The sequence below is a fragment of the Cupriavidus pauculus genome (assembly GCF_008801835.1).
Taxonomy (GTDB): domain Bacteria; phylum Pseudomonadota; class Gammaproteobacteria; order Burkholderiales; family Burkholderiaceae; genus Cupriavidus; species Cupriavidus pauculus.
Genome location: NZ_VZOW01000001.1, coordinates 156,230 through 177,783, shown reverse-complemented (window position 1 = coordinate 177,783; position 21,554 = coordinate 156,230). Strand labels below are relative to the sequence as shown.

The following is a 21,554-nucleotide window of genomic DNA, read 5'->3' as shown; positions in this document are numbered from 1 at the left end:
ACAGGCGGCCGCCGCGCCGTCATTTGGCGTGCGGTGCGTACATCGCCATCAGTTGCTCGTCGGTGAAGCCCCACTGGCGCGCGTCCTCGAAAGCGATGACGGTGTCCTCGCTCTGCGTGAGATCCAGCACTTCGGGCGGCAGCGGCCGCGACTCCGCCACGGAATAGAACGCCATGACGCGCGGGCGCAGCGCTTCGTTGTCGTTCTGGCCGCAGACCACGGCAAGGCGTCCCGAGCGCAGGCGCAGCACGGTGCCCAGCGGATAGATGCCGACCGTGCGCGTAAACGCCTTGAACACGCGGCGATCGAACAACGTGTCCACCCGCACGGCGATGTATTCCATCGCGCGCGCCGGCGACCACGCCAGATGATTGGGTCGCGGCGAGGTCAGCGAATCGTACGTATCGCAAATTGCCGCGATCTTTGCGTGGATGCTGATTTCGTGCTCCAGCAGACCGAACGGATAGCCGCGGCCGTCCACCCGCTCATGGTGGTGCACGCAGACATCGAGCGGAATGTTGGTGTACAGGCGCGCCTCGTTGAGGATCCGATAGCCGGCCGACGGGTGGCGGCGCATCTGCTCTTCCTGCGCGGGCGTCAGGTCGCCGGCCTTCATCAGCAGCGATTCGGGCAGCGTGAGCTTGCCGATGTCGTGCACCAGGCCGGCCAGCCCCAGCTCGCGTACTTCGCCATCGGGCAGCTTGAGGTTGCGTCCGACCGCGATCATCAGCGCGCAGACCGAAAACGAATGGAGATAGGTGTAGTCGTCCTTGGCCTTGAGCCGCGCCATCGCCAGCAGCGCCTGGGAATGGCGCGACAGCGACGCCGATGCCGAATCCACCAGCAGCAGCGCGCCATGGGTTTCCAGGGCACGGCCCATGCGCACGTCGTTGAACAGGTTGCCGATCAGCGCGCGGCCCGACTTGATCAGCTCACGCGCGCGCTCCAGTTCTTCTTCGAAGCTGCATTCGGGGGCGTCGTCGACATCGGCCTCCATCATCTCCGGTGCGGCCGGAGTCGGCAGATTGCGTCCCTTCAATATGTCGATCCAGACATCCTGCACGTTGGCCGCCTGGATCTGCTCCACCTGCTCGTCGCTGGTGACCAGAAAGCGCGAGCGCCAGAACGGATGGTTCATCCATGGTCCGCCCAGCCTTGCCACAAACATGCCTATCTGCAGTTGCTCTGCCTTGATTCTTCTCAGCATGTACTTGCCCCTATCAATGGGTGCGAAGCGCGCTTCGCGCATCCCGTGAGCGGGGCTCTTGGCAGGCCCCTTCTCTGATACTTCTTGTTGGCCGCCATTATCGGCAGGCAACCGGATTTCTTTAGCGTTTTCTGACACGAAGCCGATCCGACCCGCGATCCAACCCGCTTCGCCGCGCTTTCGCGCGCCGACGGACAGCATGCCAAAAGTCCGGGCCATCCCATCGTCATGCGCCAAAATACAACACCGCTGGCTTCGGCCGCGGTTCGGCGTGGTAACGCCATGTTGCGCCGAACGTGCTCGCTTTGTTCGCCAGCCCGCAGACCGGCCGGCGGGCCGGCATCAACAATCGGCAACGTGCGGCGCAGCTGCGCCCGGCGCTGCGGACTTGAAAAAAGCGGCCGTATTGCCGTTATTTGTTGTCGACCACCGATATTGCGTCCTTTCCGCTTGATGCATACCCATTACGACAACCTCAAGGTTTCACGCGATGCGCCCCCGGAAGTGATTCGGGCCGCGTACAAGTCATTGAGCCAGAAGTACCATCCCGATCGCCATGCCGACAGCGACGAAGCCAATCGCATCATGCGACTGCTGAACGCGGCCTACGAAGTGCTGCGCGATCCGGCGCGGCGCGCTGAGCATGATCAGTGGATTGCCGCACAGGAAAAGCGCGAGGCGGAACAGAAGCAGCGGCGCGCCCAGGCCCAGCGAGCGGCGGCTGCGGCGCAGGCGCAGCGTCGGGCCACGCAGCCGCCGCCACGGCCTGCCGCCCGGCCGGCACCGCAGCCCGCGCCCGAGCCCGAGGCCGAACCCGACTGGGATGCGCCGCCGCGACGCCGCAAGGCCCGCCGTCCCCGTCCCGATCGTCAGGACCGCAACGACGGTCCGGCGATGCCGTTGCCCAGGTACGGCTCGTTCGCGCTGTACGCGGCGGTTGGCGCGGTGATCGTGATCCTGCTGGGCGACTGGTCTGGCGCGAGCGAAGCCACGCCCGAGCACCGCGCGTCGCAAATCATCAAATCCGCACAGGCAAGCGGCGCCACGGCAGCGCCACGGGCCGCCGCGTCAGAGACGGGCGCGGCCGCGCGCACCGGCAAGTATCAGCGGCCCGCGCTGACACCGCGCGGCCTGCCATGGCCGGCGCATTCTGGATATCTGTCGGGCTATCCGGTGCTGAACGACCGTGGCCTGTCGACGCTGACGGTCGACAACGCGCGCAGTCTGTCGGACGTGCTGGTCAAGCTGGTGGCCCTCGACGGCAATACGCCGCTGCCGGTGCGGACGAGCTTCGTGCGCGGCGGATCGTCGTTCACGATGGAGAACATCTCGCCGGGCAGCTACGACATCCGTTATCAAAGCCTCGATACGGGGGAGATTTTTCGCTCGGAGCGCTTCGAACTGGCGCAAGCGAAGGAGAACGGCGGCACCAGTTTCGGACGTACCATCCTCACGCTGCAGACGGTGCCGGAAGGCAAATCGCGCTCGGCGATGATCAGCGAGCGCGATTTTCCCTGACTCAGTTGGCCTTCGGCTGCTGGCCGTCAGGCGTCCATGGCTTGGGCTTCGGGGCAGGCACCGGCAGGTTGCCGTAGAGCTTTTGCCAGCGCGACTTCAGGCCATCGGCAATTTCTTTCTGGTTGTACTGGTCGGCAAAGTCGATCACGGTCATGCCCTGCTGGTTTTTCAGGCGCATGTCGGCGCCCTCGTCCAACAGCAGCTTGACGGTCTCGATATGGCCGCCGCGCGCCGCCATCATCAGCGGCGTGGTGCCGTTGGGACTTTCCGCATCGATATAGGCGGCGTGGTCGACCAGATACTTCACCACATCGTTGTGGCCGTTGGTGGCCGCATAGTGCAGCGGCGCCCAGCCCTTCTTGTTGACCTCGGCTTCCATGCCGTCGACCATCAGCTTGACCATGTCTAGCTCGCCTTGCAGGCTGGCCATCATCAGCGCGTTCTCGCCGGCCGGATTGGTCTTGTCGAAGTCGATATTTTTCGCCTTGATCAGCGCCGTGGCCGCCTTGGTCGATTTCTCGCGCAGCGCCACCACCAGCATTGGATTGCCGCGGTTATCGACCAGGTTTGGATCGACACCCTTGGCCAGCAGCTTTTGCACCGTATTGCCGTCGTCGAATTCCACCGCCTTGCGCATATCGTCGGCCGGCGCGGCGTGCACCAGCGCGCAACCCGCCAGCGCGCCGCAGCCGACCAGTGCCATCGCTGCGGCGAGTCGTCGAATCTTGATATCAAGCATGAGCATTCCTATCTATGTGCTTGAACAAACGGAAAAAATTTTCGGTCGTCTGTTCCGCGACGGTTGCCACGGGCACACCGCGCAGGCCGGCGATGAATTCGCCGACATGACGCACCCATGCCGGCTCATTAGTCTTGCCGCGATACGGCACGGGCGCCAGGTACGGCGAATCGGTCTCGATCAGCATGCGGTCCAGCGGCACCTTCTTCGCAGTTTCCTGCAGGTCGGCCGCGCTCTTGAACGTGACGATGCCCGAAAACGAGATATAAAAGCCCTCGTCCAGCGCCTGCCGGGCGATGTCCCATGTCTCGGTGAAGCAATGCATCACGCCACCCGCTTCGCGCGCGTTTTCCTCGCGCATCAGTCGCAGCGTATCGTCCGCCGACGACCGCGTATGGATGATCAGCGGCTTGCCGGTCTGCCGCGCCGCGCGGATATGGGTGCGAAAGCGCTCGCGCTGCCATTCCATCTCGTCGATGCTGCGGCCGTTCAGGCGGTAGTAATCGAGGCCGGTTTCGCCGGTGCCGACCACGCGCGGATGCGCGGACAGCGTCACCAGCCGTTCCAGCGTAGGCTCTTCGGCATCTTCCTCGTAATCGGGATGCACGCCCACCGACGCATACAGGTTGGGATGCTGCTCGGCCAGCGCCAGCACACGCGGGAAATCCTCCAGCGTCACCGAGATGCACAGCGCATGGGTGACCTGGTTGGTCTTCATGTTTTCGAGCAGTTGCGGCAGACGCTGCGCCAGCTCGGGAAAATCGATATGGCAATGGGAATCGACAAACATCGGGATTCTCGGTTTTTTGGACGCGGACGGTGTCGCGCCGCGTCAGTCCAGGCGACGGCCGACGATCACGAGATCGCGTTCAATGCCATCGAGCACGGCTACGCGCGGCAGGTCGCCCCAACGCACGAAACCATGCCGCTCGAAAAGCGCCAGGCTTGGCGCATTGTGGCCGAAGATGAAGCCCAGCAGCGTATTGACGCCGACCTTGGGCGCATGGGCGATAGCCTGTTCCAGCAGATACCGGCCCAGCCCCTGGCCGCGAAACGCTTCGTGCAGATAGATCGACACCTCGGCGGTGGCGCCGTAGGCGGGACGGCCATAGAAATCGGAAAAACTGACCCAACCGGCCATCCGGCTGTCGGCGGCCGTACACACCCATAGCGGGCGGCGCTCGGGCTGGTGGGCGTCGAACCATGCTTCACGCGACTGCACGGTGACCGGCGCGGTGTCGGCCGTCACCATGCGCGACGGCACCGTGCTGTTATAGATGTCGACGATACCAGGCAGATCCTGACGCGTGGCAAGGCGCACGGTGAAACCAGAATTACTCATAAATACATGTATTTGCGCGATAGTCTTCGCGCAATTTATTAGGTTACAAAGTCTGCGTGGGACGCCCCGATTCGACGGTCTTGCCCAACAGTTCCTCGACCGCGCGCTTCAGGGCGCGGCCGTTGTCGTCATCGGGCAGGTGCACGCCCACGCCGGGCGTCTTGAGCGGCGTGCCGACAGGCGTGATCCATGCCACGGTGCCCTGGATCTGGTATTTCTGCGGCCGATCCAGCAATGAAAGCACCAGAAAAACCTGTTCGCCAAGCCGGAACGGGCGGTTCGACGGTACAAAGATGCCGCCGTGCGTCAGGAATGGCATGTAGGCGCCGTAGAGCCCGGCCTGGTCCTTGATCGACAGCGACAGCACATTGGGACGCTGCGGCGCGCCCGGAGCTGCCGCGCCGCCGCTGGCGGCAGGCGGATTCCCAGGCGCAGCCGTTGCCGCGCGTGGCGGCATCGTGACTGGTGCATTCATTGTTTGACCCCTTGCTGCATGCCCGCTTTGCGCGGGCTATTTATCGTGGAACTGCGTCGCTCGATTTTTACCACGTGCGTATCACAATGCCTATGGCTTTGTCGCCCCGCGCCATCACTTTGCAGCGCCGGACCCGAACAATTGCCGATAGTCGAGAAATACCGATTCCATCACGAGCCGGGCCGCCAGCGGATGGTTTTCGCTGCGGCGATGATTGACCAGCCGGCCCGCGAACGCCTGCAGCCGATGCGCGTCGGTAGCGCGGGCGCAACGTTCAAGCGCGGCGTGTTCCTTGGGGAAATACCGCGCCACGCCGGTGCCCAGGCAGAGCGCCAACAGATCGTAGGTCCAGCGCTGCAGCGTGCCGAGGATCGCCGGCACGGGCAGCTTCTGCAATTGTTCGGCGGCGGCGAACGCATCGAACGCGGCGCCGTTGCCGAGCTGACCGACCAGCCAGCGCTGCAGCGGCTGTTCCTCGGCTTCGGCGGCGTGCATCGCGGTCAGCGGCGAACCGCCCGCCAGCGCCAGTTGCGCCTCGACATCGGCCACGCCCTGGCTGCGCAGCCAGGCCAGCGCCTCATCGGCCGTCGGGCGCGTCACGGAAAACTGGCGGCAGCGCGACAGGATCGTCGGCAGTACGCGGTCGATACGGTCGGTCACCAGCAGGAAAACGGTCGACGGCGGCGGCTCTTCCAGCGTCTTGAGCAGGGCATTGGCGCCTTCGGTCTGCAACGCATCGAGCGGATACACCACGACAACGCGCAATCCGGCGCGGTGGGTGCCGACGCCTACCGCCTCGATCAGCGCTCGCACCTGCTCCATGCGGATGATCTTGCTGGGCGCCTTTTTCTTGCTGCCACTCTCGGCGTCGCTGTCCGCATCGCCGCCCGCGCCGGTCTCCAGCGCCTCCGGCCGCACCACGGTGAAGTCCGGATGGTTGCCTTGCCCAAACCAGTGGCATGCGCTGCAGCCATTGCACGGCTGCCCGTCAGCCAGGGGCGTTTCGCACAGCAAACCCTGGGCGAAATGCAACGCCAGATCGCGCTTGCCGATGCCTTGCTGCCCGTGCACCAGCAATGCATGGGGCAGCCTGCCGCGTAGCGCAGCCAGCTCTTGCCAGTCTTTTCGTTGCCAGGGATAAAGCATGCGGATTCAGTAAGTTATCGCCACTTTCTCATGTGTTTTCGCAGTAACTGCCGGCGACATCACGGTGACGATATAAACCATAAAAATCAAAGAGTTGAGACGATTTCATCAAGTTTTTGACGAATTGCGTCGATCGACCGCGTGGCGTCGATCACTCGGAAGCGATGTGGCGCCTGCGCCGCGCGACGCAGGTATTCGGCGCGCGTGCGCGAAAAGAAGGCGCGCGACTCCGCTTCGAACTTGTCTGGCGTGCGCGCTCCGGCCAGGCGCTCGGCGGCGGTTTCCAGCGGCACGTCGAACAACAATGTCAGATCCGGCTGCAGACCGCCCTGCACCCACTGCTCCAGGACTTCCAGGCGCTCGCACGGCAGGCCACGACCTCCGCCCTGATAGGCGAAGGTGGCATCGGTAAAGCGGTCCGAGATGACCCAGTCGCCGCGCGCCAGGGCCGGTTCGATGACTTCGGCGATGTGTTCGCGGCGGGCCGCGAACATCAGCAGCGCCTCGGTTTCCAGATGCATCTTGCGATGCAGCAACAGGTTGCGCAGGTCCTCGCCCAGCGGAGTGCCGCCCGGCTCGCGCGTGGTCACGACCGGTGCGCGTGCGCGCAGGCGCTCGGCCACCCATTCGATATGGGTGCTTTTGCCCGCGCCGTCGATGCCTTCGAAGGTGATGAATTTGCCGCGCATGAAGTTATGGCTTGCCGCGCTGGTATTTGTCGACCGCGCGGTTATGTTCGGGAAGTGAATTGGAAAAATGGCTGCTGCCGTCGCCGCGCGCCACAAAATACAGCGCGTCGGTTGGCGCCGGCGCGGTGGCTGCGGCCAGCGAGGCCAGGCCCGGCAGCGCGATCGGCGTCGGCGGCAGGCCGGTGCGAGTGTACGTATTGTACGGGGTGTCGGTCAGCAGATCCTTCTTGCGCAGATTGCCGTCGAACGACGGACCGATGCCGTAGATCACGGTCGGATCGGTCTGCAGCATCATGTTCTTGCGCAGCCGATTGGCGAACACGGCGGCAATCATCGGCCGTTCGGCCGCCTGGCCGGTCTCCTTCTCGACGATCGACGCCATTACCAGCGCCTCGTACGGCGACCGGTACGGCAGGTCCGGCGCGCGTGCGTTCCAGGCGTCGTTCAGGCGCCGCTGCATGGCGCGATAGGCGTGCTTGTACAGCTCGATATCGCTGCTGCCGCGCGCAAACAGATAGGTATCGGGAAAAAACAGCCCTTCCGGCGAGGTTTCCGATGCGCCAATCGCCTTCATCAGATCGGCATCCGACATGCCCTGCGTATCGTGCTTGAGCGCCGGATTGGCATCCACGGCCGCACGCATCTTGCGGAATTCCCAGCCTTCGATCACGGTGACCACATAGTGCGTGACCTCGCCCTTGGCCAGCTTGTCGATCACGCCCAGCGGCGTCACGCCGGTTTCGAACTGATAGCCGCCCGCCTTGAGATCGGCGCCATGGCCGGTGATGCGCGCCAGCAGCTGAAACAGTTGCGAATCAATGGGCACGCCGCCCCGCTGGATTTGGCGGCCCACGCTGGCCACGCCCGAATTGGGCTTGACGATGACTTCCACGGGCGACGTGGCAAGGACCAGCGGCTGATTGGCCCACCATGCAAAACCGCCGGCGGCGGCGATGGCAAAGACCAGCAGGACGCCAAGCAGGCGCAGGAACAGACGTTTCATGTGCGATGGCAAGGACTGGCCGCCATGTCCCCGCCGGCGGGTCGGGATCAGCGGGGCGGCCGGTCGGAATGGCGACAGCCCCATATAATACCGGGAGCCTTGTGGCCGATGTGCCACTACGCGAGAAGCGTTACACCATGCATCGTCGCGATGCCTTGTATCGACGCCCGATCGCCCCCATTCATCTGTATCTTTCACCGCCTTTCAGGACCGCCTGCATGTCCGCCACTGATTTCCCGACCCTCGCCGACAGCCTCGCATCGCTGCACAGCGCCGGCATTGTGTCCGCGCCCGCCGGCCTCGGCCTGATCCGCGTGGCTGGCGACGACGCCGCCACCTTCCTGCACAGTCAGCTCACCAATGGCGTCGAAGATCTGACCGCGGACGCCGCGCGCCTGGCCGGCTACTGTTCGCCCAAGGGCCGCCTGTTGGCCAGTTTCCTGATGTGGCGCGACGCCGAGGGCATCGTGCTGCAGTTGTCCGCCGATATCCAGCCGGCAATCCAGAAGCGTCTGACGATGTTCGTGCTGCGCGCCAAGGCAAAGCTGTCGGACCTGTCCGCCACGCATCGCGTGCTGGGCGTGGCCGGTGCGGGCGCCGAAGCCGCGCTGGCGCAGGCCGGCCTGCCCGCGCCGCACGCCCCGCTGGCCACGGCCCATGCCGACGGCGTGACGGTAATCCGGCTGGCCGACGCCGAAGGCGAGCCGCGCTGGCAGATCGTCGCCGCCGCCGATCAGGCCGATGCGCTTCACGCACGGCTGGCCCAGGCGCTGGCCGGCGCCGCGCCGGCATTCTGGGATTGGCTGGAAATCGGCGCGGGCATTCCGCGCATCGCCGCCGCCACGCAAGAACAGTTCGTGCCGCAGATGATCAATTTCGAACTGGTCGGCGGCGTCAATTTCCGCAAGGGCTGCTATCCGGGCCAGGAAGTGGTGGCGCGCAGCCAGTACCGCGGCACGCTCAAGCGTCGCATGTGGCGCGTGCATGGCGATGGCGATGTGCCTGCCGCGGCCGCCGAGGTGTTTCGCCCCGAGGATCCCGAACAGCCGTGCGGCATGATCGTCAATGCCGCCGCCGCGCCGCAGGGCGGCTGGGACGGCCTGGCGGAACTGAAGATCGATGCGGCCGCCGGTGCGCTGCATCTGGGCCGCGCCGATGGTCCGGCGCTGGCCACGCGTGCGCTGCCGTACGAAGTGCCACTGCCAAACGAGGCGCAAGCCGCCGGCTGAACGCCACGGGAATCACGTCATGAGCGATCATCTCTACGTCTATTTCAAGGTGCCGGACGAGCGTGCCAGCGCTGCGCTGCCGCACTGGCACCGCTGGATGGAAACCGTGGCCGAGGCCACGGGAATTGGTGGTACGCTGATGCGCAGGCCGGAAACCCGCGCCGGCCTGCAGACGTGGATGGAGTGTTACGCCGATGTGCCGCCAGCGTTCGACGCCACGCTGGACGGGTTGTGGCGCCAGAGCGGGCTGGCGCAGTGGATCAGCGGCGAGCGGCTGTCCGAGCGTTTTGTCGACCTGGACGCGCTGTGAGCCGCACGATGATCCGCAAGCAGCAACGCGCAGCAAAGGAAGCGATATGTGCCTGATATTGGTGGCCTGGCAATCTCACCCGGACTATGCCCTGGTGGTTGCCGGCAACCGCGACGAATTCTATGCCCGCCCCGCGGCGGCCGCGCAATGGTGGCAGGACGCGCCCGGGGTGCTGGGCGGTCGCGACCTCGCCGAGGTGATCGGCGACGCCGGCACGTGGATGGGCGTCGCGGGCGGCGACGCGCAGCACGGACATCACGGCGCGCACCTGCCGGGCCCGCGCTTTGCCGCGCTGACCAACTACCGCGCGCCGTCGGAAAAACGCATCGACGCGCGGTCGCGCGGCGAACTGGTCGCCCATTTCCTGCGCGGCCACCAGACGCCCGATGAATATCTACACGCCCTGGCGGGCGCGCACGGCGCGTACAACGGCTTCAACCTGCTGGCCAGCGATCTGCACGATCTGTGGTGGTACAGCAACCGCTCGAAATCGCGCCAGCCGCAGAAGCTCAAGCCGGGCCTGTATGGCTTGTCGAACGCGCTGCTCGATACGCCGTGGCCCAAGGTGCGCAGCCGCGTGGGCGCGTTGTGCGAGGTGCTGGCTGCGGATCGCGGGCAACTGGGATCGAGTCCCGAAGCCTATCTGCAGATGCTGGCCGACGACCGCCAGGCGCCCGACTGGGAACTGCCCGACACCGGCGTGGCCGCCGATTGGGAAAAGCTGCTGTCGTCGGCGTTCATCCGCTCGCCAAGCTACGGCACGCGCGCCAGCACGGTTCTGCGCGTCAAGCACGACGGCCGCTTCGATTTCGTCGAACGCAGCTTCGATGCCGACGGTCAGACCGGCGAGGTCTCGTATCAAGGACGCCTGAACGTGGCGCGCGATACCGGCACGATCCCCGCGCCGCGCTGAGATTCGCGCCGCCGATAGGCCTCAGCCCAGGCGCTTGCGCATCTCGATGTGCGGGATGCTGGCCTCCTCGAATTCTTCCCCCACCTGCTCGAAGCCCACGCGCGCATAGAACGGCGCGGCGTGGGTCTGCGCGTTGAGGATCAGCTCACCGTAGCCCAGCTCGACGGCCTTGGCCATCAAGGCGTCGAGCACGCTGGCGCCCATGCCGGTGCCGCGCGCGACGCGGAGCACGGCCATGCGGCCGATATGCCCGTCAGGCAGCAGGCGTCCGGTGGCCACCGGCGTGCCATCCTGCGCAAACGCCAGCGCGTGCCAGCTCGGCGCGTCCATATCGTCCCACTCCAGTTCCACCGGCACGCCCTGCTCTTCGACGAACACGCTGTATCGAATGGCCCGCGCGCGTTCGCGGGCGGTATCCCAGTCACAGACCAGTACGGCGGAAGCTGGCGCCTCGGTGGACGGCGTTTGGACAGGCGTTTTGTCGGACGATGCAGGCATGGTGGTCAGCAAAAGGAGTTTGCGAAAGAGGCGCAATCATACGCCGACGCGCACTGGCGTGAACCGACGTGAACTGGCGCGAACCGACCCAAATGGGGCAAATTGAGGCGAATCCACGCGAACCGGCGCAATCGAGGTCGGACATGCGCGAATGCGCCGTGCAACGCGCGCCATCGCCCCACCGGCTAGATCGCGCGATTATCGGCCAACCTGCGAAACAGGGCAGGGATAACCCGTCTGCCCTCCGCCAGTGAAATTTGTATGATGACCTGACTACCGGATGACGTGATGGCGATGTTCGAAAAAGTTCCTGCGCGCGCGCTGACCGACAGCGTGGCTGAGCAACTGCTGGAAAAGATACAGGGCGGCGTGTTTGCGCGCGGTGCGAAGCTGCCGACCGAAGCCGTGCTGTCCGAGGAATTCGGCGTGAGCCGCACGGTGATCCGCGAGGCCATCGCGCGGCTCAAATATGAGGGACTGGTGGAATCGCGCCAGGGCAGCGGCGTGTTCGTGACCGAACAGGCCGGCATCCGGCCGCTGCGGATCGACTACACCGACGTCGATGCGCTGGAATCGGTGCTGCAGATTGTCGAGCTGCGCCGGTCGATCGAGGCCGAAGTCGCAGCGCAGGCCGCGCGGCGGCGCACCGATGCCGCGATGGCCAATATCGATGCGGCGCTGGCCCGCATCGATACCGAAGTGCTGACGGGCGGCGACGGCGTGAGCGCCGACGTGGCGTTTCATCGCGCCATCGCCGAGGCCACCGGCAATCCGTACTTCCTCAAGACGCTCGCGTTCCTGAGCCAGTATCTGGAAACCGCCACGCGCGTCACGCGCACCAACGAGGCGCGGCGCGAAGACTTCTCGCGGCAGGTTCGCGAGGAACACCAGGCCATCGCCGCGGCAATTCGTGCCGGCGATCCCGATGCCGCGCGCAATGCCGCGCAAAACCACATGTACAACGCGGCGCGCCGCCTTTCGCAGCTTGGCACGGACGAATCGGCCACCGGAGCGGCGCCGACGGGCCCCGCGCATTAATCCCGAATTCAGGAGACATTCATGTCCAGAAACATTGGCGTCATTGGCTTGGGCGCGATGGGCAATGGCGTGGCGCATTCGCTGTTGCGCGCCGGCTTCAAGGTCCATGCCTGCGATCTGCGTGCGCCGGTGCTGCAGCGCTTTGCCGACGCGGGCGGCGTGCCTTGCGCCGATCCGGCCGAATTGGGGGAACGCTGCGATGTGGTGATCACGCTGGTGGTCAATGCCGCGCAAACCGAAGCGGTGCTGTTCGGCGCGCAAGGCGCCGCGACGACGATGGCGCCTGGCAAGCTGGTGATCGCCAGCGCCACGGTGCCGCCCGGTTTTGCCGAATCGCTGGGCCGGCGGCTGGCCGAGCGCGGTGTGCTGATGCTCGATGCGCCCGTGTCCGGCGGCGCGGCCCGCGCGGCCAGTGGCGAGATGACGATGATGACGTCCGGCCCGGCCGAAGCCTATGCATTGGCCGAGGACGTGCTGGCCGCGATTGCCGGCAAGGTGTACCGATTGGGCGATGCGCATGGCGCCGGATCTAAGGTCAAGATCATCAACCAGTTGCTGGCCGGCGTGCATATCGCCGCTGCTGCCGAAGCCATGGCGCTGGGCCTGCGCGAAGGCGTCGATCCCGACGCGCTGTACGACGTGATCACGCACAGCGCCGGCAACTCGTGGATGTTCGAAAACCGCGTGCCGCACATCCTGTCCGGCGATTACACACCGCTGTCGGCCGTCGACATCTTCGTCAAGGATCTTGGCATGGTGCTCGATACCGCGCGCACCAGCAAGTTTCCGCTGCCGCTGTCCGCCGCGGCGCACCAGATGTTCATGATGGCGTCCACCGCGGGCCATGGCGGCGAAGACGATTCGGCCGTCATCAAGATCTTTCCCGGTATCGCACTTCCCACGGGCAAAGCCGCCGCAACCGACCAGCCCGGCGACCCGTCCGCGCGCCAGTCCGCCGACAAGTCCAGGGAGTGAGCCGATGACCCTCAACCGTCCGCTGCTTGGCTGCATCGCCGACGATTTCACCGGCGCGACCGATCTGGCCAATACGCTGGTGCGCAACGGCATGCGCACCGTGCAGACCATCGGCGTGCCGGCGTCGGCCAGGGGCGCCGATGTCGATACCGATGCCGACGCCATCGTCGTCGCGCTGAAGTCGCGCACGATCCCCGCGCGCGATGCCGTCGCGCAATCGCTGGCCGCGTTACGCTGGCTGCGCGAGCAAGGCTGCCGCCAGTTCGTCTTCAAGTACTGCTCGACCTTCGATTCGACCGACGCGGGCAACATCGGCCCCGTATCGGACGCGCTGCTCGATGCGCTGGGGAGCGACTTCACGATCGCCTGTCCGGCCTTCCCCGAGAACGGCCGCACGATCTTTCGCGGTCACCTGTTCGTGGCCGACGCGCTGCTGAACCAGTCGGGCATGGAACACCATCCGCTCACCCCGATGACCGATGCCAACCTCGTACGTGTCTTGCAACGGCAAAGCGCGTCGAAAGTGGGCCTGCTGCGTTACGACACGGTGGCCCAGGGCACGGGCGCAATCGGCGCGCGCATCGACGCACTGCGCGGCGAAGGCGTGCGTCTGGCCATTGCCGACGCCATCTCGGACGCCGATCTGCTGGCGCTGGGCGAAGCCTGTGCAGCGTTGCCGCTGATTACCGGCGGTTCGGGCATTGCGCTGGGCCTGCCCGAGAACTTTCGTCGCGCTGGCTTGCTGCCGGCGCGCAGCGACGCCGCACTGGTGCCGCCCGTCGACGGACACGGCGTAGTGCTGGCCGGCAGCGCATCGCGCGCCACCAACGCGCAGGTCGCCCACTGGATCGCGCAGCAACGCCCCGCGCTGAGGATCGACCCGCTGCGGCTGGCGCGCGGCGATGCGGTGGTCGACGAGGCGCTGGCCTTCGCACGCGATCACGATGCGGCCGTGCTGATCTACGCCACCGCGCAGCCAGACCAGGTGAAGGCCGTGCAGGCCGAACTGGGCGTGGCGCGCGCCGGCGAGCTGGTGGAGCACGCGCTGGCCGGCATCGCAGCGGGCCTCAAGGCGCGCGGCACGCGACGCTTCGTGGTGGCCGGCGGCGAAACGTCGGGCGCCGTGGTGCAGGCGCTTGGCGTGCAGGCGCTGCGCATCGGCAAGCAGATTGCGCCGGGCGTGCCGGCCACCATCACGCTCGATGCGCAGCCGTTGGCACTGGCGCTGAAGTCCGGCAACTTCGGCGGAGAGAACTTTTTCGACGAGGCGCTGCGGGCGCTGGGAGGCGCGCAATGAGCCAGGTCACGCCCCATCAAATCAGCCGGGAAAACGCGCTGCGCGAGGAAATTTGCCGGGTCGGCGCCAGCCTGTACCAGCGCGGCTATACCGTCGGCACGGCCGGCAATATCAGCGCGCGGCTCGACGACGGCTGGCTGATCACGCCAACCGACGCATGCCTCGGTACGCTCGACCCCGCCCGCGTGGCCAAGGTGGCCACGGATGGCAGTTGGGCGTCGGGCGACAAGCCGTCGAAGACGCTCGCACTGCATCGCTGTGTCTACGACAACAATCCCGCCGCGCAGGGCGTGGTCCACACGCATTCAACGCATCTCGTCGCACTGACGCTGGCCGGTGTCTGGCAGGACGACGACGTTCTGCCGCCGATCACACCGTACTACGTGATGAAGGTGGGACATATCCCGCTGATTCCGTATCACCGTCCCGGCGATCCCGCCGTGGCCGCGCGCGTGGCGCAACTGGCCAACGAGGTGCGTGGCGTGCTGCTGGCGCGGCTCGGCCCGGTGATGTGGGAAGACAGCGTGTCGCGTGCCGCCTATGCGCTCGAGGAGCTAGAGGAAACCGCCAAGCTCTGGCTGATGCTGGCGAACAAGCCCGCGCCGCTCGATGCCGACGCGCTGCAGGAACTGCGCGAGACCTTCAAGGCAAGGTGGTGACGCACAGCGCGTTGCGCCCGCATGACTAGCCATTATGTGCGGCGTTCAATGACCGACGTCCCTGCGATTGTCGTCACGAACATCCTCGGGCACAGCGCTGATGGGCGCCACGGGCTTTGCCATTGCTGCGCCGCTCACCCACAATACGCCGGTGGCCATCGCGGCGCTGTCGATCGCTGACGCCGGCGAAGCTGGTCAACCGCTGAGCCCTTTTCTGAATCCGCTGTTAGACGTGTTGCAAGGAGACCTGACATGCCGCGCTTTGCCGCGAACCTCTCGATGATGTACACGGAGCACGATTTCCTGGACCGGTTTGCTGCCGCGGCCCGGGACGGCTTCCAGGCCGTCGAGTACCTGTTCCCGTACGACCATCCCGCTGCCGAGATCCGCAAGCGGCTCGACGACAACGGCCTGACCCAGGCGCTCTTCAACGCGCCGCCCGGAGACTGGGCCGCCGGCGAGCGCGGCATCGCCGCACTGCCCGGCCGCGAAACCGAGTTCCGCACGGCCTTTGCCCGCGCGCTTGAATATGCCGCCGTGATCGGCAACGACCGCGTGCATGTGATGGCAGGCATCGTCGCGGCCGACGCCGACCGCGCGCAATGTCGCGCCGTGTATCTGGAAAACCTCGCCTATGCTGCAGCGTCGGCGGCCGCGCATGGCCTGACCGTGCTGATCGAGCCGATCAACACGCGCGACATGCCGGGCTACTTCCTGAACCGGCAGGACGACGGCCAGACCATCTGCCAGCAGGTGGGCGCGGCAAACCTGAAGGTTCAGTTCGACTGCTACCACTGCCAGATCGTGGAAGGCGATATCGCCAAGAAACTGGCGCGCGACTTCGCCGGCATCGGTCATATCCAGATCGCCGGCGTGCCCGAGCGACACGAACCCGATATCGGCGAACTGAATTACCCGTATCTGTTCGACGTGATCGATCAACTCGGCTACACGGGCTGGATCGGCTGCGAATACCGCCCGCGCGCCGGCACGTCGGAAGGACTGGGCTGGCTCAAGCCGTACCTGAAGCGCTAAACACAGGGAATACCGCCATCATGAATGTTCTGATTACCGGCGGCGCCGGTTTCCTGGGCCTGCAACTGGCGCGGCTGCTGCTGCAGCGCGGCGCATTGCAGCTCGACGGCAAAGCCGTCGCCATCGATCGCCTGACACTGCTCGACGTCGTGGCGCCGCAGATCGACGATGCGCGGGTGCGCGTGGTAACCGGCGACCTGTCCGATCCGGCCGTGCTCGCGCAAGCGATCGATCGCGATACGGGCGCCATCTTCCATCTAGCCGCCGTCGTCAGCGGCCAGGCCGAAGCCGATTTCGATCTCGGCATGCGCGTGAACCTCGACGCGTCGCGCGCGCTGCTGGAGACCTGCCGCCGGATCGGGCACGCGCCGCGCGTGGTGTTCACCAGTTCCGTCGCGGTCTATGGCGGCGAGCTGCCGCCCGTGGTGCAGGACGACACCGCGCTGAATCCGCAATCGTCGTATGGCGTGCAGAAGGCGATCGGCGAACTGCTGCTGTCCGACTACAGCCGGCGCGGCTTTGTCGACGGGCGTGTGCTGCGGCTGCCCACGATCAGCGTGCGTCCGGGCAAGCCGAATGCCGCCGCGTCGTCGTTTGCCAGCGGCATCATCCGCGAGCCGCTCTCCGGCATCGCGGCCAACTGTCCGGTGGCGCCCGACACGGCGTTGTGGCTGCTGTCGCCTCGCGGCGCGATCCAGGCGCTGGTCAACGGCATCGAACTCGATGGCGCACGCCTGGGCACTCGTCGCGTGGTCAATCTGCCGGGGCTATCGGTGACGGCGGCGCAGATGGTGGAAGCGCTGCGGCGCGTCGCGGGCGATGCGGTGGCCGACCGCGTGTCCTGGCAGCGCGAGCCGCGCGTGGAAAACATCGTCGGCACCTGGCCAGCCGCGTGGGACGTCACGCGCGCGAAAGCGCTGGGCTTCGAGAGCGATGCGAGCTTCGACGACGTGATTCGCGCCTACGCCCAGGACGCCGGCATCGCTCTGTAAGGCGCTCTGCTGCGGATGCGGGCCGACGCCGATCTGTCGGCCCGCGGTCTTTCCTGCCGGCGCGCCGGTCAGGCCGCCGGCTTTACCACTTCCCACGCGGCGATCGTTTCCCTTACCTGCGCGGGGATCGGCGCCGACGTCTGCGTCTTCGGGTCGGCGCACACGTAGACGATCTCGCCGGTGATCAAATGCTCGTCGCCGCGATACATCTCCACGCGGAACAGCATGCTTGAGCGCCCAAGCCGCGCCATGCGTCCCCGGATCTCCAGCATGTCGTCGAAGCGCGCCGAGGCGTGGTATTCGAGCGTGGATTTCACCACGAAGATATCGACACCATGCGCGTGCAGCACGTCTTCGGGATAGCGGATACCTACCGCGCGCCAGTATTCGGTCACGCAGATATCGCAGTAAGTGAGGTAATGCGCGTTGAAGACGATCGATTGCGGATCGACTTCGGCCCAGCGTACGCGCAACGGCACGCTGTGACGAAAATCCTCTTTGGCCATCTGTCGGGGCTCCAATGAAAAACGGGGCGCCCGTGTCGAGCGCCCCGTTGTCTTGCAATGCTTACTGACCCTTGGCCAGTCCCAGCTTTTCGATGATCGCGCGCTCGCGCTTGACCGTATCGGCCGCGAACGCCGCGTACTGGCTGCTGCCCATGTAGTACGGCTCCATGTCGAACTTGGCCAGCGACTCGCGGTAGTTCGGCATTTCCATCGCCTGCTTGAATGCGTCATGCAGCTTCTTGACGATGGCCGGATCGGTGCCCTTCGGTGCCACCAGGCCAAACGGCGAGGTTTGCACGATGCCCATGCCCAGTTCCTTGAGCGTCGGCACATTGGGGAAGCGCGCCGAGCGCTTGTCGCCCCAGGTGGACAGCAGGCGCAGCTTGCCCGATTCCACGTACTGCGCCCACGCCGGCGTGTCGGCCACCGACATCACATGGCCGCCCAGCAGCGCCTGCATCGATTCCGAATTGCCCTTGTACGGAATATGCGAGAACTGCACGCCCTGGCGCATCGCCAGTTCTTCCATCGTCAGGTGCAGCGTGGTCATCGATCCCGGCGAGCCGTAGGTCAGCTTGCCCGGGTTCGCCTTGGCATAGGCGATGTAGTCCTGCATCGTCTTGATCGGCGAATCGGCCGGCACCACCAGGCCGAAAGAATAGCCGGCCAGGTTGATCACGTAGGACAGGTCCTTGACCGGATCCCAGTTGATCTTGGTGGTGTACGGCAGGCGATACACCGGCATGGCCACCTGCGCGAGCGTGTAGCCGTCCGGTGCGGTCGATTGCATCATCTGCGCGGGCAGCACGCCGCCTGCGCCGGGCTTGTTCTCGACGATCACCGGCTGACCGAGGATCTTCGAGGCGTTGTCCGCGAGCACGCGGAACGGAATATCGGTGGACCCGCCCGCGGTGTAGCCGATTACCAGGCGGATCGGACGATTGGGAAATTTGTCCGCCTGGGCGTGGGCCGGCATGGCGGCCAGACCGATGGCGGCCGATGCGGCGAACAGGCCCGCGCGGGCCAGAAAGTGGCGGCGTTGCATAAGTCTTGTCTCCTTCTTCTGCTGCAAAAATGCGCTATTGCGACTTCGATAAAACCATTGCGGGCCGCCCCTGATTCTTGTGCGGGGTCGGACCGAAAACTTGCTGGCGCCTACGCCATGCCGAACGCGCCCTTCAGCGCGGCGACGGCATCGGCATGGGCGCCCGCTACGGCGGCGACAAAGCGGCCGAGCTTGAAAAAATCGTGAATCATCGTCGGATAGTCGGCCAGCGCCACGTCGACACCGGCCGCCGCGAGCTTGGCGGCATACGCCACGCCTTCGTCATGCAACGGGTCATAGCCGGCCACCGCGATCCAGGCCGGGCACACGTTTCGCACGTCGGCCCCGCGGCCGCCGCCGTCGAGCGGCGCGAAGCGCCAGTCGTCGCGGCTGGCGTCGCGATCGAGATACTGCGCAAAAAACCACTGGATCATGTCGGACGTCAGCAGATAGCCATCGGCCAGCGCGCGGTGCGACGGCATGTCCTGGCGTGCGCTGGTGCCGGGATAGATCAGCATCTGCAACACCGGCTTCAAACCCTTGTCGCGCGCTTCGACGGCGCAGGCCGCGGCCAGCGTGCCGCCCGCACTGTCGCCACCCAGCGCGATCCGCTGCGGATCGGCGCCCAGCCGCGCGGCGTCTTCGAAGGCCCAGTGCAAGACATCGAATGCGTCGTTGGCCGCGGTCGGAAATTTCCAGTCCGGCCCGAGCCGATAATCGACCGACAGCACCAGGCACTGTGCGCCGTTGCAGAACATGCGGCACAACGGGTCATGAGATGCGATGCTGCCCACCGTAAAACCGCCGCCATGAAAGTAGATCAGCAACGGCAGCGGATCGGCCCAGCTAGCCTCGCGTGGCGCGTATAGCCGCACCGGAATCGGATAGCCATCGCGCGCGGTCACGGTGAAATTCTCGACGCCGTGCACGGCAGCCGGCGAAATATCGAGAATCGGCGCGCTCTTTTCATATCCGATCTTCGCGTCCGCCGGATCGAGCGTATGGATGGCCGGCCGCTTGGCCCGCGCGATCAGCTCCAGCAGCTGCGCGACCTGCGGGTCGAGCGGCTGGTCGGGCAAGCCGGGCGTGGACGGAGAAGGCTGAGCGGACATGTTGACGGTCGAAATCGGACAGGCGGTCAATGGTAGACCGGCGACCGACCGGGGCATACCACAACCATGGGGTTCGAATAGTGAACGATCGTTCGATTTCCGTATCATGCCAGCGTTTGTGGCGTGCAGCATTCCGAAATAACCCTCAAGACAACCGCTGTCGCAGCTTTTGCGCGATCACCGGCCATGCTGCCAACCGCACGTTCGCCGCCTATGCTTGGAAGACGCCACACGACACACGACACAAGCCACCAGTTGGTCCTATCAAAACAGGAGACACCATGACAGGCGAACACTTGCAGGTTGTGCACGGGGATATCACGCGGATGGAAGTCGACGCGATCGTCAATGCGGCCAATAGCGGGCTGCTGGGCGGCGGTGGCGTCGATGGCGCGATCCACGGCGCGGGCGGTCCGGCGATCATGGAAGCCTGCCGCGCCATCCGCGATGCGCAAGGCGGCTGTCCGACCGGCGAGGCGGTCATCACGACGGGCGGCCGGCTGCCGGCGCCGTACGTGATTCATGCGGTGGGACCGGTGTGGCAAGGCGGCGGCCAGAACGAGGATGCGCTGCTGGCCAGCGCCTATCGCAACAGCATACGCATCGCTGCGGCGCACAATCTGCGCACGCTGGCGTTCCCGAACATCAGCACCGGGATCTACGGCTTTCCACGCGAGCGCGCCGTCGACATTGCGATCGCCGCGGTACGCGAGGCGCTGGCCAAAGCGCCGTCCATCGAACAGGTCACCTTTGTCTGCTTCGACGACCAGAACTATCGGCTCTATCGCGAACGCCTGACCTGAAGCCGCATCGGCTGCGCGCCGCGCGCAAAACGCCAATGGCGCCCGGTCAAGGCGCCATTGGCTTGTGCACGGCCCGCTTGGGCCCGTCAGGGCAGCGCGCTGCGGATCAGCAGGTTGATCCGTTCGGGCTGTTCATGGATCACCCAGTGCGTGGCTTCGGGGATCCGTTCGAGTCGCATGTCGGGCACGAATTCTTCGAGTCCGTCTACCAGCGATTTAGGCAATGCACGGTCGTTTTCGCCCCAGATCACCAGCGTCGGCACGCGCACCACGAACATCGACGGATCGAGCCGCGAAATGTCGGGCGCGGTCTCGCCGGGCGCGGGCGGATGCATCGGCGACGCGCGGTAATAATTCACGCCGCCCGTCATCGGATGCGAACCGTCGTCGCCCGCCTGGGACCATGCGGCGTGATAGCGCGCACGGGTTTCGCCGGCAAACCACGTCGGCAGACGGTCTGCCCCGCCGGCCAGCATGTTTTCCAGCAGCGCGAAGTCGTTGGCCGCCAGCGCTTGTTCGGAGCCCGGCTTGCGCAGCCAGTTCATGTACGCCGACGCCTGCTGCTGCGCAGGATCGGATGACAACGCTCGCGCAAACACATACGGATGCGGCGAGTTGATGATGATGAAGCGGTCGATCAGTTCGGGGAACTGCGCGGCCAGGTTCCAGCAGATCGCGCCGCCCCAGTCGTGGGCGACGATCGTACAGCGCTGGTAGCCCAGCACGCGGATGAACTGCACCAGATCCTCGACCAGCTGCTTCGGCTTGTAGGCCTCCACCGCAGCCGGCTTGCTGGACAGGTTGAAGCCGCGCAGATCGGGCGCGACCGCGAAATGCGTCTGGCCGAACTCGGCCAGTTGATGTTCCCATGCGTACCAGAACTCCGGAAAGCCGTGCACGAACAACATCAGCGGCTTGCCCGGCTCCCCTGCACTGCCGTAATGCAATCGCGTGCCGTTGGGCAGGTTCGCGAATTGCAGGTGATGAATCACGGCGGGTGCAGTCATCATGGTCTCCCTGGCT

23 protein-coding genes and 1 pseudogene are annotated in these 21,554 nt (G+C 65.7%); 11 read left to right on the top strand and 13 right to left on the bottom strand.

The features are described from left to right. Positions 1–19: 19 nt before the first annotated feature. A complete protein-coding gene (locus F7R19_RS00795) occupies positions 20–1,207 on the bottom strand; it encodes an HD-GYP domain-containing protein (protein WP_061955060.1) in 1,188 nt (395 codons plus the stop codon). Between the two features lie 453 nt (positions 1,208–1,660). Here F7R19_RS00795 and F7R19_RS00790 point away from each other — a divergent pair, with 453 nt between their 5' ends. Continuing rightward, positions 1,661–2,725 carry a J domain-containing protein gene (locus F7R19_RS00790; protein ID WP_150979277.1) on the top strand — a complete coding sequence of 355 codons (1,065 nt, stop codon included), beginning with the start codon at positions 1,661–1,663 and terminating at the stop codon, positions 2,723–2,725. 1 nt (position 2,726) lies between these two features. On the opposite strand, the gene F7R19_RS00785 is transcribed toward F7R19_RS00790, so the two are convergent. The 7 genes from F7R19_RS00785 to mltG form a co-directional block, all read right to left on the bottom strand. Continuing rightward, positions 2,727–3,464: an ankyrin repeat domain-containing protein gene (locus tag F7R19_RS00785; RefSeq protein ID WP_223505717.1), complete on the bottom strand. Its 738-nt coding sequence runs from the start codon at positions 3,462–3,464 to the stop codon at positions 2,727–2,729. Further along, positions 3,457–4,254: a TatD family hydrolase gene (locus tag F7R19_RS00780; RefSeq protein ID WP_150979040.1), complete on the bottom strand. Its 798-nt coding sequence runs from the start codon at positions 4,252–4,254 to the stop codon at positions 3,457–3,459. Before F7R19_RS00780 ends, F7R19_RS00785 begins: the two co-directional genes overlap by 8 nt. 42 nt (positions 4,255–4,296) lie before the next feature. Further along, positions 4,297–4,806, bottom strand: coding sequence for a GNAT family N-acetyltransferase (locus F7R19_RS00775; RefSeq protein ID WP_150979039.1), 510 nt, complete (start codon positions 4,804–4,806; stop codon positions 4,297–4,299). Positions 4,807–4,849: 43 nt separating this feature from the next. After that, a complete protein-coding gene (locus tag F7R19_RS00770; protein WP_099047594.1) occupies positions 4,850–5,281 on the bottom strand; it encodes a PilZ domain-containing protein in 432 nt (143 codons plus the stop codon). Between the two features lie 114 nt (positions 5,282–5,395). Further along, on the bottom strand, positions 5,396–6,427 hold the full coding sequence (locus F7R19_RS00765) for a DNA polymerase III subunit delta' (protein ID WP_150979038.1): 1,032 nt from the start codon (positions 6,425–6,427) through the stop codon (positions 5,396–5,398). A gap of 86 nt (positions 6,428–6,513) precedes the next feature. Continuing rightward, positions 6,514–7,116 (bottom strand): dTMP kinase, encoded by a 603-nt coding sequence (gene tmk, locus F7R19_RS00760; RefSeq protein ID WP_061957739.1) that lies wholly within the window; start codon positions 7,114–7,116, stop codon positions 6,514–6,516. A gap of 4 nt (positions 7,117–7,120) precedes the next feature. Next, a complete protein-coding gene (gene mltG / locus F7R19_RS00755) occupies positions 7,121–8,119 on the bottom strand; it encodes an endolytic transglycosylase MltG (RefSeq protein ID WP_150979037.1) in 999 nt (332 codons plus the stop codon). 218 nt (positions 8,120–8,337) lie between these two features. On the opposite strand from mltG, the gene ygfZ reads away from it, so the two are divergent. Genes ygfZ through F7R19_RS00740 form a run of 3 tightly spaced genes read left to right on the top strand, consistent with a single transcriptional unit; the run spans position 8,338 to position 10,571 of the window. Continuing rightward, a complete protein-coding gene (gene ygfZ / locus F7R19_RS00750) occupies positions 8,338–9,348 on the top strand; it encodes a CAF17-like 4Fe-4S cluster assembly/insertion protein YgfZ (RefSeq protein WP_150979036.1) in 1,011 nt (336 codons plus the stop codon). A 19-nt stretch (positions 9,349–9,367) separates the two neighbouring features. Then, the gene (locus F7R19_RS00745) at positions 9,368–9,658 is read left to right on the top strand and encodes a DUF4936 family protein (RefSeq protein ID WP_061957742.1); all 291 of its coding nucleotides are present in this window, start codon (positions 9,368–9,370) and stop codon (positions 9,656–9,658) included. Between the two features lie 46 nt (positions 9,659–9,704). After that, on the top strand, positions 9,705–10,571 hold the full coding sequence (locus F7R19_RS00740; RefSeq protein ID WP_150979035.1) for an NRDE family protein: 867 nt from the start codon (positions 9,705–9,707) through the stop codon (positions 10,569–10,571). A 21-nt stretch (positions 10,572–10,592) separates the two neighbouring features. On the opposite strand, the gene F7R19_RS00735 is transcribed toward F7R19_RS00740, so the two are convergent. Beyond that, positions 10,593–11,069 carry a GNAT family N-acetyltransferase gene (locus F7R19_RS00735; protein ID WP_150979034.1) on the bottom strand — a complete coding sequence of 159 codons (477 nt, stop codon included), beginning with the start codon at positions 11,067–11,069 and terminating at the stop codon, positions 10,593–10,595. A 294-nt stretch (positions 11,070–11,363) separates the two neighbouring features. Here F7R19_RS00735 and F7R19_RS00730 point away from each other — a divergent pair, with 294 nt between their 5' ends. From F7R19_RS00730 to denD, 6 genes and pseudogenes are all read left to right on the top strand, one after another. Then, on the top strand, positions 11,364–12,107 hold the full coding sequence (locus F7R19_RS00730; RefSeq protein ID WP_150979033.1) for a FadR/GntR family transcriptional regulator: 744 nt from the start codon (positions 11,364–11,366) through the stop codon (positions 12,105–12,107). 21 nt (positions 12,108–12,128) lie between these two features. Beyond that, positions 12,129–13,019, top strand: a pseudogene (gene ltnD / locus F7R19_RS00725) (L-threonate dehydrogenase); the annotation flags it as partial. Positions 13,020–13,086: 67 nt separating this feature from the next. Next, entirely contained in the window at positions 13,087–14,379 is a 1,293-nt protein-coding gene (gene otnK / locus F7R19_RS00720) for a 3-oxo-tetronate kinase (RefSeq protein ID WP_150979031.1), read from the top strand. A 20-nt stretch (positions 14,380–14,399) separates the two neighbouring features. Further along, on the top strand, positions 14,400–15,038 hold the full coding sequence (gene otnC / locus F7R19_RS00715) for a 3-oxo-tetronate 4-phosphate decarboxylase (RefSeq protein ID WP_061957792.1): 639 nt from the start codon (positions 14,400–14,402) through the stop codon (positions 15,036–15,038). 252 nt (positions 15,039–15,290) lie between these two features. Further along, on the top strand, positions 15,291–16,073 hold the full coding sequence (gene otnI / locus F7R19_RS00710; RefSeq protein WP_150979030.1) for a 2-oxo-tetronate isomerase: 783 nt from the start codon (positions 15,291–15,293) through the stop codon (positions 16,071–16,073). A gap of 20 nt (positions 16,074–16,093) precedes the next feature. Further along, entirely contained in the window at positions 16,094–17,065 is a 972-nt protein-coding gene (denD, locus tag F7R19_RS00705; RefSeq protein ID WP_150979029.1) for a D-erythronate dehydrogenase, read from the top strand. A gap of 68 nt (positions 17,066–17,133) precedes the next feature. Here denD and F7R19_RS00700 read toward each other — a convergent pair whose 3' ends face one another. The 3 genes from F7R19_RS00700 to F7R19_RS00690 all read right to left on the bottom strand — a co-directional run bounded on the left by F7R19_RS00700 (position 17,134) and on the right by F7R19_RS00690 (position 19,728). Then, the gene (locus tag F7R19_RS00700; RefSeq protein WP_150979028.1) at positions 17,134–17,571 is read right to left on the bottom strand and encodes a YbgC/FadM family acyl-CoA thioesterase; all 438 of its coding nucleotides are present in this window, start codon (positions 17,569–17,571) and stop codon (positions 17,134–17,136) included. A 61-nt stretch (positions 17,572–17,632) separates the two neighbouring features. Continuing rightward, complete coding sequence (locus F7R19_RS00695; RefSeq protein WP_061957748.1) at positions 17,633–18,616, bottom strand: tripartite tricarboxylate transporter substrate binding protein; 984 nt, start codon at positions 18,614–18,616, stop codon at positions 17,633–17,635. Positions 18,617–18,726: 110 nt separating this feature from the next. Beyond that, entirely contained in the window at positions 18,727–19,728 is a 1,002-nt protein-coding gene (locus F7R19_RS00690) for an alpha/beta hydrolase (RefSeq protein ID WP_150979027.1), read from the bottom strand. A 281-nt stretch (positions 19,729–20,009) separates the two neighbouring features. Here F7R19_RS00690 and F7R19_RS00685 point away from each other — a divergent pair, with 281 nt between their 5' ends. Next, positions 20,010–20,531 (top strand): O-acetyl-ADP-ribose deacetylase, encoded by a 522-nt coding sequence (locus F7R19_RS00685; protein WP_150979026.1) that lies wholly within the window; start codon positions 20,010–20,012, stop codon positions 20,529–20,531. Positions 20,532–20,617: 86 nt separating this feature from the next. On the opposite strand, the gene F7R19_RS00680 is transcribed toward F7R19_RS00685, so the two are convergent. Continuing rightward, positions 20,618–21,538 carry an alpha/beta fold hydrolase gene (locus tag F7R19_RS00680; protein ID WP_150979275.1) on the bottom strand — a complete coding sequence of 307 codons (921 nt, stop codon included), beginning with the start codon at positions 21,536–21,538 and terminating at the stop codon, positions 20,618–20,620. Between the last annotated feature and the right edge of the window lie 16 nt (positions 21,539–21,554).